Origin of the sequence: Psychrobacillus sp. FJAT-21963 (assembly GCF_001420585.1) — a bacterium.
Taxonomy (GTDB): domain Bacteria; phylum Bacillota; class Bacilli; order Bacillales_A; family Planococcaceae; genus Psychrobacillus.
On record NZ_LJIY01000001.1, the window covers coordinates 477150 to 492192 of the forward strand.

General features: G+C 37.7%; 13 protein-coding genes. 2 read left to right on the forward strand and 11 right to left on the reverse strand.

The window, feature by feature from the left end:
- Positions 1-192: 192 nt before the first annotated feature.
- The 6 genes from AN959_RS02150 to AN959_RS02175 all read right to left on the reverse strand — a co-directional run bounded on the left by AN959_RS02150 (position 193) and on the right by AN959_RS02175 (position 5655).
- On the reverse strand, positions 193-1512 hold the full coding sequence (locus AN959_RS02150; RefSeq protein WP_253278854.1) for an ABC transporter substrate-binding protein: 1320 nt from the start codon (positions 1510-1512) through the stop codon (positions 193-195).
- A gap of 274 nt (positions 1513-1786) precedes the next feature.
- Positions 1787-2719 carry a transketolase family protein gene (locus tag AN959_RS02155; RefSeq protein WP_056827905.1) on the reverse strand — a complete coding sequence of 311 codons (933 nt, stop codon included), beginning with the start codon at positions 2717-2719 and terminating at the stop codon, positions 1787-1789.
- 2 nt (positions 2720-2721) lie between these two features.
- Positions 2722-3570 (reverse strand): transketolase, encoded by an 849-nt coding sequence (locus AN959_RS02160; protein WP_056827907.1) that lies wholly within the window; start codon positions 3568-3570, stop codon positions 2722-2724.
- Positions 3571-3655: 85 nt separating this feature from the next.
- Positions 3656-4921, reverse strand: a complete 1266-nt coding sequence (locus AN959_RS02165) for a PTS ascorbate transporter subunit IIC (protein WP_056827909.1) — start codon at positions 4919-4921, stop codon at positions 3656-3658.
- Positions 4922-4942: 21 nt separating this feature from the next.
- Positions 4943-5206 (reverse strand): PTS sugar transporter subunit IIB, encoded by a 264-nt coding sequence (locus tag AN959_RS02170; protein ID WP_056827911.1) that lies wholly within the window; start codon positions 5204-5206, stop codon positions 4943-4945.
- Positions 5203-5655 carry a PTS sugar transporter subunit IIA gene (locus tag AN959_RS02175; protein WP_056827913.1) on the reverse strand — a complete coding sequence of 151 codons (453 nt, stop codon included), beginning with the start codon at positions 5653-5655 and terminating at the stop codon, positions 5203-5205. Before AN959_RS02175 ends, AN959_RS02170 begins: the two co-directional genes overlap by 4 nt.
- A gap of 342 nt (positions 5656-5997) precedes the next feature.
- Here AN959_RS02175 and AN959_RS02180 point away from each other — a divergent pair, with 342 nt between their 5' ends.
- The gene (locus AN959_RS02180) at positions 5998-6408 is read left to right on the forward strand and encodes a hypothetical protein (protein WP_053590437.1); all 411 of its coding nucleotides are present in this window, start codon (positions 5998-6000) and stop codon (positions 6406-6408) included.
- Positions 6409-6841: 433 nt separating this feature from the next.
- Entirely contained in the window at positions 6842-7795 is a 954-nt protein-coding gene (locus tag AN959_RS02185) for a nuclease-related domain-containing protein (protein ID WP_056827915.1), read from the forward strand.
- 223 nt (positions 7796-8018) lie between these two features.
- Here AN959_RS02185 and AN959_RS02190 read toward each other — a convergent pair whose 3' ends face one another.
- The 5 genes from AN959_RS02190 to AN959_RS02210 form a co-directional block, all read right to left on the reverse strand.
- Positions 8019-10616, reverse strand: coding sequence for a bifunctional 2',3'-cyclic-nucleotide 2'-phosphodiesterase/3'-nucleotidase (locus AN959_RS02190; RefSeq protein ID WP_172794293.1), 2598 nt, complete (start codon positions 10614-10616; stop codon positions 8019-8021).
- A gap of 469 nt (positions 10617-11085) precedes the next feature.
- Positions 11086-11805: a 3-ketoacyl-ACP reductase gene (locus tag AN959_RS02195; RefSeq protein WP_056827917.1), complete on the reverse strand. Its 720-nt coding sequence runs from the start codon at positions 11803-11805 to the stop codon at positions 11086-11088.
- A gap of 159 nt (positions 11806-11964) precedes the next feature.
- Positions 11965-12573, reverse strand: coding sequence for a CoA pyrophosphatase (locus AN959_RS02200; protein WP_056827918.1), 609 nt, complete (start codon positions 12571-12573; stop codon positions 11965-11967).
- A gap of 256 nt (positions 12574-12829) precedes the next feature.
- On the reverse strand, positions 12830-13696 hold the full coding sequence (locus tag AN959_RS02205; protein WP_056827921.1) for a Gfo/Idh/MocA family oxidoreductase: 867 nt from the start codon (positions 13694-13696) through the stop codon (positions 12830-12832).
- Positions 13693-15015: a hypothetical protein gene (locus AN959_RS02210; RefSeq protein ID WP_056827923.1), complete on the reverse strand. Its 1323-nt coding sequence runs from the start codon at positions 15013-15015 to the stop codon at positions 13693-13695. The genes AN959_RS02205 and AN959_RS02210 overlap by 4 nt, the downstream gene beginning before the upstream one ends.
- Between the last annotated feature and the right edge of the window lie 28 nt (positions 15016-15043).

A 15043-nucleotide genomic window follows, 5' to 3' on the forward strand; every position in this document is an offset into this window, starting at 1 on the left:
CAGACGTTGACAAACGCTCGCATTCTTCGTTACTTGCGCATCGTTGTAAGCTCATGACCTCAAGGTCTATTCCGCTTCCGCCTCGCACTGCGTGTCTCGACTGACAAGCGTTTTCATCAGTCTGAGGTTCTGTTTTCAAAGATGGAGTGTATCTAATCTGAGAGAGCATTTCTGCTCCCCTTTTATCTATCTTTATTTGTTTTCTTGCACTAATTGTTCGACAGCTGCTTGTGCATCCTTCAATGCTTGTTCAGGAGTCTTATTCCCTAGCATTACATTATCAATCTCTGGATTGATAAGGGTTGGGAAGTCTGGTGCGTGAAGAGGCGTTGGGGTCAATAATGTATGTTCCATGTTATCAACTGCCATTTGATAAACAACTTGGTCTTTCTCCGGCATTTCGGAGCTCTTTGCTGCTGCTTCGGCTGCTTCTACATTTGCTACATTGTCATAGTTTTTAACTGCCCAGTATTCTTGCGCTTCCTTGTCAGTCAAGTATTTGATAAATTCCCAAGCTTCTTCTGGGTGGCTTGAACCTTCAGGAATTTCTGCTACAAAGCCTCCGCCCCAGCTTGTATGGCCGTTACCTGGTTCACGTTCCGGCAACATCGCTACACCAAAATCAAGTTCAGGTGCATAGTCTCTAATTTGTGTATAGAATGTTGGCGTGTTGATAAACATACCCAATTTCCCTGTAAAAAATGGATTTGACTGTTGGCTGTCAATTTGTGATTTATAGGAATTGACCACGTTATCGCCATAACGTTCCTTCCAATTTAATAACCAATTTAATGTCTCTCGATTTACATCTGTATCGACTTCGACATTTCCTTCAGCATCGACAAAGTTCTTACCAGAAGCGTTCAACATCCATACGTCGTAATTGATACCGAATAGCGGATAGAAACCTAAACGGTCATATGTATTGCCGTTCTTCTTATCCAATTTAGCTGCATACTCTTCAAGCTCTTCCCAAGTAGTTGGTGGCTTTTCTGGGTCAAGCCCTACTTCTTTGAAGGCAGCTTTGTTGTAATAAAGAATACGTGTATCTGTATTAAACGGAATTCCATATGAATCCCCTTCATATAAAGTTGCATCCCAAAGTTCCGGATAGAAACGCTTCGAAATATCATCTTTCTCCAAGAACTTCGATAAATTCATCGCCTGCTTTTTCTCTCCGCGGAGTGCAGTCGCATTAATATCATTAATGACTACATCTGGCGGATCTCCCGCTGCAATAGCCGCAAGCTCTTTCGTCCAAATATCTCCCCAAGGGATAAAAGTATGTTTAACAACAATTTCATCCTGCGATTTATTGAAGTCCTCTATAATCTTTTCGATTACCGGCCGTCTAATTTCCGATCCCCAAAAACTCCAGAAATCGACAACTACCTTTCCTTCTGCATCCGCCTCAACAGTTGTTTCATTATCGCCCCCAACCTGGAAGCCAGCACAACCCGAGAGCATCAACATCATAGCAACAAGGGAAAACAATATTCTCTTTTTAAACAACCCATTCTCCTCCTCTAGAATAATAGAAAAATAGAAATACACACCCCCTTTTCCCATTTTTATCTGAATATAAACTTTATTTCGCTAAAATCTTTGAAATCAAAGAAAAAACCGTTCCGACATGTCGGAACGGGAAGAAAAAATCCTTATTCTGTTAGAATTTCTCTTAGTTTTGTTTTATATCTAACGGGTATACCGTAAGTGAATCGTATGCAATTAAGTTGCTAGATATGAGTGTATCTCTTCTTTGATAGGAACGATATATTTCTTGAATTTATTTGAATCCCTCGTTCCACTTTTTGATAATTTGTTCTTTTATTTTTCCGATAGAAAGTCCATGTGCTTCTAATAACTCATCATCTGTCCCACAACCAGAGAACGCATCAGAAACTCCGATTCTGTAGACTTTTTTAGGTAAGTGTTCTGATAAGATTTCCGAAACAATGCTACCTAAACCCCCACGTATATAGTGTTCTTCCACTGTAATGACAAGGTGCACGGCTTTTGCACCTTCCAATAACAGTTCTTTGTCGAACGGCTTTATCGTTGGAAAATGTTGATGCGCAATAGAAACACCATTGATTTTTTCAATCGCCTCAGACACTCGATAGGTCATACTCCCTGTACTTACAACTAAAATGTCCGTACCTTCTCTAAGTGTTTTACCCTTTCCAATCTCAAAATCCAGATTGGTTAAAAAAGCAGGTATCGTTTCATCTCGGGTTAATCTTAAGTAGATTGGCCTTTTTGTTTGATACATGGCATTCATTGCAGCAACTGTTTCATTGGCGTCGCCAGGAGCCAGGACCGTCATGTTCGGGATTGTTGACATCATCGCTAGATCATCTAAAGCATGATGTGTTTTGCCTGTGTTGCTTGTCAGTAGTCCACTATAACTTCCTACTAATTTCACATCAAAATTTGTTTGAGCAACACTGACCACAATTTGATCGAATGCTCTTTTTGTTAGAAAAGTGGCAAAGCTACATACCCATGGCTGAAGTCCAACCGATGCTAACCCTGCCGCAACCCCTACCATATTTTGTTCTGCAATCCCCATCTGTAGAAAAGAATCCTTTGTTTCTTTTTCTACTGTATCAAGGCGAGTAGAGTTTCCAAGGTCTCCATCTAATGCTAGAACTTTTGAGTCTTCGTTCGCTAATTGAGCCAAGTGCTTTCCAAATTGATCTCTTACACTTAATAACATGCTTAGTCGAATCCTCCCTCTAGTTCGGTTAAAGCCATTCGGTACTCCTCATCATTAGGTGCTTTTGAGTGCCAATTATAATTATGTTCCATGAAACTGATTCCTTTGCCTTTTACCGTATTCGCGATAATTGCTTTAGGGAGTCCATTCGAGCTCTTCTTAGCAACCGTCAAAACTTGCACTAAATCCGCTATAGAATGTCCATCTACTTCCCATGTTTCAAATCCAAAACTATTAAATTTTCTTTTTGCCTTTTGTTCAGGAGGCATACGATCCGTTTCATTTTTCCACCCATATTGTTGAAGACCATTTTGATCCATCACGACAATAAGGTTATCTAAGTTGTACTTTTCAGCAATGTTGGCCGCTTCCCAAATTTGGCCTTCTTGGGACTCACCATCACCGATTAAACAATAGACATGAAAATCTTTTTTTAATCTTTTAGCGCCTAATGCCATTCCTACTGCGGTTGATAATCCTTGACCTAGTGAACCAGTAGACATATCAAGCGCATCTAATCGAGTCATATCCGGATGAGCTTGCAGTCGAGATTCATATTGATCGAAAGTTTTTAATTCCTCTTCTGGAATATAGCCTCTAAGAGATAGTATTCCGTAAAGACCAAGTGCGGTGTGCCCTTTTGATAACACAAATCGATCTCGATCCTCCCATTTAGGATTCGATGGGTCAATAGCTAACTGATTAAAAAACAAAACTGTTAAAATATCAGCACATGATAGAGACCCACCTACATGTCCCTGTTTTTTATAATGGGCTGTAAATAAAATTCTTTTTCTCAGTTCATTTGCCGTTCTTTTTAATTCGTCGACCGTTTGGATAGAATTATTCAATTCATTTTCCCCTTCCGGAGTTATGTATTCATTAAGTTAAAAGTAGCCCTCTAATTGGATAAAAAAGAAGGCTACCAATAATATTTTAGCTAAATAGACTTGCAATGAATCCTATGATAATACCAATTACACCAAAGTCCGCATCACCGAATGTTGTATTCGCAAAACCAAGGTCACCCAACACTGGTAATAAGAAGGCTGGCAAGAAACTAATCAAGACCCCATTAACGAAACCTCCAGCAGCAGCTCCAACTCGACCACCCGTCGCATTACCAAATACTCCAGCACCTGCTCCAGTGAAGAAGTGAGGCACAAGGCCCGGAATAATAAGTGGTAAGGACAATACGCCTAAAACTGTCATACTAATAAGCCCACCAGCAAAACTGAAAAGGAAACCAATCATCACTGCAGTGGGTGCATACGGAAAGACAATCGGCACATCAAGAGCTGGTTTTGCACCAGGAACAATCTTATCTGCAATTCCTTTGAAAGCAGGAACGATTTCATTTAGAATCATACGTACACCAAGTAAGATAATACTTAAACCAGCCGCAAACGTAATACCTTGCATGATACTGAACATAATGTAGTTTTGATCACCAGCGAAATTAGACACTACATCCGAACCAGCTAATACAGCTAAAATAATAAAAATCGCTACCATTGTTAAAGCAGTGGAAATTAATGAATCTTTTAAGAATGACCATTTCTCGGAGATTTTGATATCTTCCGTGGACTTTTCTTTATTTCCAAACCACTTACCAATTAGAGCAGCAGAAATATATCCAAACGTACCGAAGTGTCCAATTGCTATGTCGTCACTACCTGTCACTTGCTTCATAAATGGTTGCCCTAGTGCTGGCATCAAGACCATGAAAAATCCTAATAGCAAGGAACCGACAATAACTAATGCTGCACCGTTTAATCCTGCTGTCCCTAAAACTGCAGATAATAAGGCTGCCATAAAGAATGTGTGATGACCGGTTAAAAAGATATATTTCCAAGGAGTAAAACGAGCAAATAAAATATTAGCAATAAATCCAAAACCCATAATGAGTGCTGTTTCCGCTCCAAACAATTGCTGTGCCAAAGCAACAACTGCTTCGTTATTCGGGATCACTCCCTGAATATCGAATGCTTCTTTAATAATCCCTCCTAACGAATCGAGAGAACCTACAATTACCCCTGCACCTGCTCCTAAAATAAGGAAGCCAATAATGCTTTTTAGAGTACCAGACATAACTTTTGTAGAAGCAGCTCGTTGAGAAACAAGACCGATGAAAACAATCAAACCAACTAATACCGCAGGAATGCTTAAAATCTCATTCATTAAGAACTCAAAGAAAGCCATACTTCCATCCTCTCATTTGTTTTATAACACAGACTCCAATCCAGCTCTCACTTCATTGGCATCGGCAATGTTTTTAATACTAACGACTTTAACTTTCCCATTATTCAGCTGTCTGGCAAATTCTTCATTTGTAAAAATGATATCTGCATAGGTACTAGATGCAGTAGTAAAGTCGGCTGTTTCTACATCTGCTTTAATACCTTTTTCCTTTAGAATTTTTTCAATGGTCATTTTCAACATCATACTTGATCCGAATCCCATTCCGCATACAGTTAATATTTTCATCGCTCCAGCTCCTCCTTTCCATTAAATAATGTCAGAACCTCCTGTAGCCCTGTTGCATTTTTTAGTTGCTCTATCGTTTTCTCTTCTGAAATCACCTCCGCAATTTTCCTTAAAATATTTAGATGGGATTCTTTATCTCTAGCGGCTAGACCAATTAATACCTTAAACTCTTTTCCAGGCTCAAAAGCTACTTCATCTTGTAAGTGAACAATACAAATTCCTTCTTCTTTAACACCATCTTCTGGACGAGCATGAGGTAATGCAACACCAGGCGCTATTAATATATAGGGACCATACTCTTTAATATTATTTATCATTGCATCGACATAAGTCATTTCTACTTTTCCATTATCCACAAGCACTTCCCCACAAATCCTCACTGCTTCTTCCCAGTTTTTCGCCGAGACGTTTAGTTGTATTGAACTTTCTTCTATTATTCTTCGATTCATTTTCATTCTCCTTCGACAAATGATTGTATACGCTTTCATTACTGTTTTCAGCTAAGTTCTTTTTTCTCATATTGTATGTTTAGCTATCTTCAATAATGAGCACATTGAATAGCACTGAAAAAGAAAAAATGCTCACTTCTTATATGCTATTTTCCGTATTATGGATGATATAGTTAAGAGGAAAGGACTATTACTTAATGTCCATTAAAGTCTCAAACAAGCTGTACAATCTCATCGAAAACTCAAAAAACCAATATTATAAAATAACTTTTATGGTGATGCGGTTTTCTTTAAATGAAAAGTGGGTATTATAATAGAAAACCAAAAAAGGGAGTGTTGGAAATGGAAAGAGGAAGTAAACGTGCTTTTCTATTGGGTGGAATAACTGCCTTTGCGCTTATGTATATAAATAAAGAGAGTTCGAAAACAAAAATGAAAAACACAAAGACTAAAGCAAAATCCTATATAGATTCTCAAAAATTTAAACCAAACTTAGCAACGAAAACAGGCTTCTCCGACCCACAGGATCCAGATGACAATCGAATGGTTGAAGAAGGTGCTATGACAAGCGTTCAATACTTCAATGAAAACGTACAAGACAACAACTCTAAATCAGAATCGAAAAAAGCATATCCTAAATCACACAAGAAAAAATTACCTGAAACAGAAGAGTCATTGCCTGGGGATAATAATGATTCACCCGCTAAACAGGAAAATCATACGCAATTAGAAGGTACTACGCAGAAATCATAATTGAGAGAGTCCTTTGCTTAGGCAGAGGGCTTTTTTGTGTTTTACAGATTAATTTGGTAGTTAATGGCTGTTCGAGACAGAATGGTCTGTGAGCGAGACAATTTATAGAACGAGCGGGACAAAGAACACCTTGAACACGACAAACTAGCTGTCTAAAGTTAAAAAATCTGTTCGCTCCGGGCTATAATGAATGGTTAGGACTCTTTGCTACGTAAAGAGCTATTATTTATCGTGTGAGTTACCAGTAAATGGCTATACAAGACAAAGTATGCTGTAAACGTGACAACTTATTGAGCAAGCGTGACAAACATAACCTTGAACACGACAAATCAAAGTTACGAAGAGACAAACAGACTTTACAGTTTTATAGTTTTCATTCCATTAGTGGATTCCTACCTACCTTTATGCTAATCTACTGATGAGGTGATCATTATTGATAGCGAAGCAATATGCAAATACACTCCACGCAGATGCACTTGTTGCTTTCTCCAAACGACTACGCAAAACACATCCCAAATACAACTATATTCGTGACGAAATGATGCAAAAAATCGCTGGTAATATCGGTGAAAAAGCTGTCATGAGAGAATTAGAAAAATTGAAATTATCCCATAAGTTTTATATTTTTCACAACCTCCATCTTTACTCAGAAATTAGTTTTCAAGTTGATATCCTTATAATCTCCCCCAACTTTGCACTTATTTTAGAAGTCAAAAATATCTCTGGAGAAATTGAAATTCTTACTAATCCTAGCATACTAGTTCGAACAAAAACGAACGGTGAAAAAAATTCTTATAAAAGCCCTATTCCCCAACTCGAAGAATACAAATACCAACTATCCCAACTTTTTAAAAGCCTCAATATAAAAATCCCAATTTACGGCGCAGTCACATTTGCATTTGCGAGCTCTTATGTTAAAACTGCTCCAGACGATACAGTTTTTTTATTAACAAATGAAATTCGGAATTTTATTAGAGAATTAAACACGCCTAATTCTATCTTAACCAATGAAGAACTCGACAAGATTAAGAATTGGATTCTAATCAAAAACAGAGAATACAACTCTTTTCCATTAAGCAGATACTATTCTATAGATCCGTCAGATATTATGACTGGAGTAGAATGTCCTGCTTGTGCATACATTGGCATGAAAAAAGTGAGCAGAAACTGGGTTTGTCCAAGATGTAGAAATTTCAGCAAGTTAGCACACGAACAAACTTTAAAAGACTACTTTCTAATTTACAAAGATACTATTAACAATCAAGAATGCCGGAGATTCTTTCATTTACAAGACAAACACGAAGCCACCAGGATTCTAAAAAATAATAAGCTAATAGCTAGTGGTAAATCTAGAAAAACTGAATATACTATGTCTCTATTTAAGTAAAAGCTATTTGCATTGGCAAATAGTTTTTATATTTATTCCCAGTAAATGTCTATACGAGACAGAGTACACTGTGAACGCGACAACTTTCCAGGCGAGTACGACAAACAACACCTCGAAGACAACCAAACAAAATGCCCAAAGCAACAAACCCATTAAATTGAATCTTTTCACTAGCGTGAAAAGCAAAAGCCTCTAAACCATCAAAAGGTTTAGAGGCTTCTCTTTATTTAATTGAATACTTCCCAAATCCATCGGTGCCTTCACCAATGTATTTTATATTACCATCTGCAGGGATTACTTTCTCAGCTTGTTTCGATGATTCAAATACTACGTTCGCATTAGCAGGTAATGTAGCGAATTTCCAGTTGCCGTCCGCAGTTGGATCGATTGTTTTCTCTGCTAGAATGTAGTCGATGATTGCTTGACGGTTTTCATCTGGATATATTTCGATAGCTGTTGCATTGCGCACTCCTGGGAATGTTCCGTTTGCACGGTAGTTGTTTGTTGCAACCATGAATTCTTGTTTTAAATCAATTGGTTTGCCATTGTATTGTAAGTTTTTAATACGAGATGCACTTTCATTTTTCAGGTTACCATCTGCATCGTATTTTGCAGGTTGTGTAACGTCTATTTCATAAGTTACGCCGTCAATTACGTCATAGTTGTATGAACGGAAATCAGCGTTGATTAGCTGTTGCTCACCTGTTTTTGCTGCATCAATTTGATTGAATTGACCTGCTGACATTTCCAACCATTCTTTTACGTCTGCTCCTGTTACTTTAACAGTCGCAAGTGTATTGTCATATAGGTATAGATCCGCTACGTTTTTAATTGCCAGTTCGCCTTTTGGAACGAATGTGTAGTATTCAGGATCACTTCTAGTTCCAGCTTTAAATGGTGCACCAGCAGAAAGCACCGGAAGGTTTTCATTTGCTGTACCTTTCAGTTTTGATTTCACATAAACTGTTTGAGCGTTTGTTACGATTTGGATGGATGGATCATCTTGCACTTGTGAGAAGTAGCTATGAATGTCTGCTGTTGTTGTTCCAACGGCTTTACGAACATAACTGATTGTACCTTCGTGTGCTTCTTTCACTGCATTTACAACGGTTTGATCCACGTCTGTAGCATCCTTCGCAATTGTACGAACTTCTGCTTTAGAAGACGCTACTGACCACTTATTTCCTTTTTTCTCAAGCGTTAAATCAATTACACCTAAATGGCTACCGAATTTACCTGGCATTACTACTGGAACACCATTGATCGTTCCATTCGCTACATCAACATTCGTTAAAGAAGCGTCCACTTTACCAGGGAAAACTTGGTGAGCATGTCCAGTAATAATCGCATTTACACCTTTAACCTTTGTCAATAAATACGTAACGTCTTCTTCTCCAACTTCATGCTTCGTATCGCCAAGACCAGAGTGAGATAGAACAACGATTACGTCTGCTCCAGCTTTTTGCATTTCAGGAACGATCGCTTCTACAGCTTGAACAGAATCGTCGACCGTTAATTTTCCTTCTAAATGAGATTTATCCCATTTCAGGATTTGTGGAGGTACGAGACCAGTAACCCCTACTTTAATCGTTGATTTTTTACCTTTTGCATCAACTACTTCTTTGTCAATTAATACATAAGGTGTATAAGCTAATTTTTTTGTAGCTGCATCGCGGATATTTGCATTTACATAAGGGAAGTTCGCATCATCTGTTACTTCATCTAAATAATCAAGGCCATAGTTGAATTCATGATTACCAAACGTTGCTCCATCATATTTCAGTAATTCCATCGCCGTTACAGATGGATGCTCTTCTCCATCAACGAGCTTGTCTACCGCTTGCTTGTAAGAACCAAGTGGAGTTCCTTGGATTGCATCTCCGTTATCAAACAATAGAGTATTGCTGTTTTCCGTACGTGCATTTTTGATTAATGTAGCTGTTTTAGCAAGTCCAAGGCTATTAGAAACTGTATCTTTGTAATAATCATAGTTCACGATATTTGTATGAATATCAGATGTACCTAAAATACGTAAAGAAACTGTGTCACCAGTTGGAGTTGAATCTACACCAGCTGCTTTCAATACTGCCTCTACTCTTTCAAGTAAATCTTTCACCATTGGCAGGGTGCTAGTAGAAGGTAATTTATCAAGCAATGGCTTCATTGTTTCTAATACCTTTACTGCTTCTTCTTTCTTACCTGCTGCCAATAAATTTTCCGCTTGAACTACCTTCATATAAATAGTGACAGGTACTCGTAACTGGTCACGCTTTAGATCCGCTGGTTTTTTGTAATGCTCTAACAATAAATCTCTTGCGGCTTTACCTGTAATTCTATATAGAATAGCCGTACGATCTTTTAATTGATAAGAAAGTTGATGGTATAATTTCTCTACTTTTGCCCAGTCTTTTTCAGCCTCTGCCTTCTTGATATCTGCCATAATTGGATTCAAATACTTGTCCGCATAATTATAAGCATCAATATAAGGAATAAGACCTTTTGCAATACTATCATTATATTGTTTGTTCAAATCTACTAACAAAGCAGCTTTATTTTTTTCTTTAGAATTAAAAATGGCATTTTTCGCTTTTTCGTAATTTGCTTTCGCCTTGTTTAGCGCAGGATATAAATCCTTACTAGTAGCTAATTTACCCTTTTGCGCAGACACTACATAACCATGAGTAGCTGCTTTCATTTCTTTTTTCGCCTGATCCGCTAAACCTTGCATCGAACTATTAGCAAATCCTACATTCGTAGAAGCCAACAAAGACGTCGCAAGTGCCGCAGCCACTACAGACTTTTTAATCGTATTTTTCTTCATAATTCCCCTCCTGTTTTTGGTTGTACAATTCTCACCTTATTACTCTATTTTCAGAATAATAAGACCCCTATTTAAAGATAATCTAAATCAATATCTACGACAATCGAAATATTATTAATTTTATGTAAATAGTTAAAATATCCCTTGTTATTTTTATCCACAAATTTTACATTATATGGATTTTAGATATTATTACAGGGTTGTTACTGGTGCCTGGCACCAGTAATAACCCTGTAATAATAATTCCTTTATTCCTTTATTCCTTTAAATGACTATTACTAGACAAACTTTTATGCGAATGAAATAGTTTATCGTAGAACTCGACTAAGTAACCCCTTATATCAAAAAAACTGGACTTCCAGTTGTTAGATAGTTTCTAACAAACGAAAGTCCAGATCTGCCGAATAGAGATTTTTACTTGTTACTCTAAATGCTATCTTGATTGTTTAATATTCTATTCAAATCGGATTTATGGATTCGTTGACCAAAGGCCAGCTTCTTTAATAAAGATACGTTTGTTCAGCTTCAATTGTGCAACGATAAATTCTGCAATATCTTCCGGTTGCATCACTTTGTCTGGATTGCCGTCGGTTAATTTATTTTCAAGAGCTAAATCTGTTGCGACAGTACTTGGTGCTAAAGCTGTCACACGAATATTATGCTTACGTACTTCCATCGCTAAAGACTCAGTTATTCCAAACACCCCGAATTTTGAAGCGCTATATGCACTTGTCAAAGGTGCTCCCTTTTGTCCTGCTGAAGAGGAGATATTAATGATGTCGCCTGACTTCTGCTCGATCATTCCTGGTAGAACTGCACGTGTCACATAATACACGCCCATCAGGTTCACTTGAATGATTTTCTCCCATTCCGCTACATCCAAATCCATAAAATTACCGAACTTCGCTATTCCTGCGTTATTAATTAAAATATCCACCTGACCGAGTTCATTCGTCAATGAATCAATTGCCTGATTCACTTCATCAATTGATGACACATCCGCTTTTGCAATTGTTGCTTTCACTCCGAGTGCTTCTACTTCCTTTGCAACGTCCTGCAAAGTTGCTTCCGATTGTGCCAGAAGACCCACATTGACTCCTTCAGTAGCCAGTGCAAGAGCAATTGCACGTCCAATTCCTCTTCCAGCACCGGTAATTATAGCGTTTTTGCCTAATAATGTTTCACCCATCATGTTACCTCCCATTGACTGTAAATACTTCAAAACTTAAAGTCAGTATATCTAATAATGGGGATAGTTGAAACAAATCCGACTTTAAGATAAGTATCTTTTGCAACTGACAGACAATTTAGCATTCAGCAGAAGTAACTGAATAGGTGAAGTATATTTCTATTTAATCGTTTCAATAAAATGTTTTAAAATCCTAGCGGTTAAACCCCAAATTGTATAATGCTCATAGTCATAAAACCATTCCTCTATTTTTCTCGCTCTCCATTGATACTGATTTCCATTAGCAATCTTATCATAAGGAAAATCAGTTGGTGGCATCGGTTGCACGGGTACATAATGAACGTAAGGCTCATGGTTTAAAAGCCATTTGACTGGTATCGTGAATGTTTCCTCTACTTCTTGTTTGTTAAGAGAATATTCTTGTTGATCAATAGTTGCTACAAATGGATAGACGATAAACGAGGAGGTTGGAATATAGACACTCAATTGTCCAAGAACATGGATGGATACTGGATCGACACCTAATTCTTCATGTGTTTCTCTGACTGCTGCCTCTAATGGAGATGCATCCGATGGATCTATTCGTCCCCCTGGAAAACTAATATCCCCTGGTTGACTTCTCATCGTCATCGAACGCACTTCAAAAAGTACATGCCATTCGTCATCTATTTGAACAAGCGGAATCAAAACTGCAAACCGCATCGCTGTCTCCTCGCCAATAAATAAAGGTTGATCTTTTAGTCCATTCTTCATTTTATCGAGAAACATGAAATTCCTCCTTACCGCTTTATTTCATATACTTCCATCGTATCATGAAAAAACTGTAGCCGGTATTAGAAAAGGATTCTACTCATTTTTGTCTTACACAATTCCAGTAAATGGTTGAACGAGACAATCTCTGCTTTGAACACGACAAACTGCACTGCAAGCGCAACAAACCACCCCTCGAACACGATAAACCACCTACTCAAAGCGACAAAACAAAAAAAGCCTCTTAGAAGAGACTTCCTTTCTACATATCTACCTATTTTTCTTTTAGTTGATTGATTCTTTCTATTACATTAATAATCTCTGCAGTTTCTTCTAATGAAACTGGTGTAACCCCTGTTTCAAAAAATTTAACGACATACTCAAGCAATCCTGCATAGTAAGGTTTTTCTTCTTCCCAGAGTTTCAGTGTATGCACCTGATCTTTTGAATGAAGTACTGCTCCAAATCTGTTATGCCAAGCGTTTTCTCCACGGATGATCACGTGATTGCCACTTGAAAAAGTTAAATGTAATTGCTCACAATCTGGCAGAACCTTCAATTCCATATGATCCACAGCTGTTCCAAAAAGGGTCACAATCATTTCTACTAAATGAATTCCATACCAAAAATAGCCAGGCATTTGCTCTTGCAATGGAGTCGGCCCAAAGAAATAACCGCTAAGAAGATCTTTATTAGACGCCGCTGCCATAACTGATTCTGAGAATCTTAAAGAAGAGGAGCTCATTACAGGTGTATTAAACTCTTTACTTAGCTTAATCACTTCTTTCATCTCCGTACTGCTCATCACAATCGGCTTATCAATAAAAACCGGTTTGCCATAACCCACAACTCTCTTGAACCAATCTAAATGATTTCTACCATCAACCGTTCCAATAATTACTGCATCGACCAGATTCATAAATTCATCAGCATCATCAACAGGTACTACTCCATACTTCGTAGTAACTAATTCAAAATACTGCGGGAATCTATCCGTACTTATTGGCAAATCCTTAGAAAAGGTAGGAATAACATGAGTTATTCTAGCACCCTTGACATGATGAGGGTCACTTGAATCATTCAGTAATCTCGTAAAAATCTCACTATGAGAAGTATCTAAGCCGATTAAACCGATATTCATACGCTACTCTCCTCACCTTTTAGAAGAGAGAATACTTGTCGCGGTCGTCCTCTTCTTGATATTTTTTCCATACCTATTACTTCTATTAATTTGCCATCCAACCAAGACTGGATAATTCGGTGGGCACTCCTTGGTGTAATTCCTAAAACGGAAGCAAGTTCATGAGCTGTGAACTCGTTTTTCTTTTTTCGTTTTATTAATGCCATTGTTTTCTCCATATTTGCTGCACTCATACCGATAATCTCGGCTTTGTTTATTAATAATTGATCTGTCATTGCTAATGGATATTTTAATGGTGCAATCAAATCGATCGGACCAAAAACACTTCGGTCTTCCCTCACGATAAAGCAGCAAGATCCTCCACTATCTCGGGCTTGAATAAGCGCTACTCTTGCGTGGGAACCAGCCTCCAAGGCAGAAAAACCAAATCCAATCCCAATGGATAAGTGAACACCTAATTTTTTCTTTACTTCATCTACAATAGGCAAAAATTTATATCCTTCTGTAATTCGCTCAAAAATTCCTCTATTCGTTACAAACAAATATTCATTACTGCTGAGAGCGATTAAGTATCCACTCATTTGTTCCGCAAAATGAAGGAGCATACGATAAATAGCATGGTTTCGTTTTTGTAGCTGATGCTCCGTCATAAAATCATTGATGGGAGAAGCGGTATTTTCTATAAAGATTCTCCCTATAATAATCTGCATTTCTTTTTGTTTTCGTTGGTTCGTTCCTAACAGCATTCTTTCGATTGCAACAATAATATCTTCCTCTGAAGGCTTTAACCATTCGTTGAGAACATTTTTATTTGTCAAAGATTCACTTACTAATTTCAAACTTGTTATTACAACTGTATCCGGATTTTTTGCTATGTTTTCAAGATGATAATTAACCAAATCCTCTACATTTTCATTGGAGACCATGTCTTTAAAATTACAATGCGTAAATGTTTCTTCTAAATTATTTTTAACTATTTCTATATATTCATTTTGAATCCCATCAAAACTTATTTGAGTGAGATTCTTTTTAGCTTTCAATTTATAAAGTGCTTGATAGAGTCCGGAGCCCTTTAAAGGAATATAAAATGCAGGAATATCCATCGGTACTTCTTCTTTAGCAACTAGGTACGGTATTCTGCCCGAATAAAATAAACAATCTACCTGATCTCTAAGTTCTATTGTGAAATCTTTCGCTTCCTCCAGCACATCCGACAATCGAAAAATAGGCTGAATAGTAGGAAAGAGATCAAAGCACCTTATGAGCGTTTCGCGAATCCAAAGTGGCCCAATTACCCCAACCGTTATATTTGTTTTCATAGCATCCTGGCCTCCAACGTGAAAAGAC

Bases quoted from the DNA above. Each gene is read 5' to 3' on its own strand.
- AN959_RS02155 (WP_056827905.1), bottom strand. From the start codon at position 2,719: ATGTTATTAAGTGTAAGAGATCAATTTGGAAAGCACTTGGCTCAATTA.
- AN959_RS02165 (WP_056827909.1), bottom strand. From the start codon at position 4,921: ATGGCTTTCTTTGAGTTCTTAATGAATGAGATTTTAAGCATTCCTGCG.
- AN959_RS02170 (WP_056827911.1), bottom strand. From the start codon at position 5,206: ATGAAAATATTAACTGTATGCGGAATGGGATTCGGATCAAGTATGATG.
- AN959_RS02175 (WP_056827913.1), bottom strand. From the start codon at position 5,655: ATGAATCGAAGAATAATAGAAGAAAGTTCAATACAACTAAACGTCTCG.
- AN959_RS02180 (WP_053590437.1), top strand. From the start codon at position 5,998: ATGGAAAGAGGAAGTAAACGTGCTTTTCTATTGGGTGGAATAACTGCC.
- AN959_RS02190 (WP_172794293.1), bottom strand. From the start codon at position 10,616: ATGAAGAAAAATACGATTAAAAAGTCTGTAGTGGCTGCGGCACTTGCG.
- AN959_RS02195 (WP_056827917.1), bottom strand. From the start codon at position 11,805: ATGGGTGAAACATTATTAGGCAAAAACGCTATAATTACCGGTGCTGGA.
- AN959_RS02200 (WP_056827918.1), bottom strand. From the start codon at position 12,573: ATGTTTCTCGATAAAATGAAGAATGGACTAAAAGATCAACCTTTATTT.
- AN959_RS02205 (WP_056827921.1), bottom strand. From the start codon at position 13,696: ATGAATATCGGTTTAATCGGCTTAGATACTTCTCATAGTGAGATTTTT.
- AN959_RS02210 (WP_056827923.1), bottom strand. From the start codon at position 15,015: ATGAAAACAAATATAACGGTTGGGGTAATTGGGCCACTTTGGATTCGC.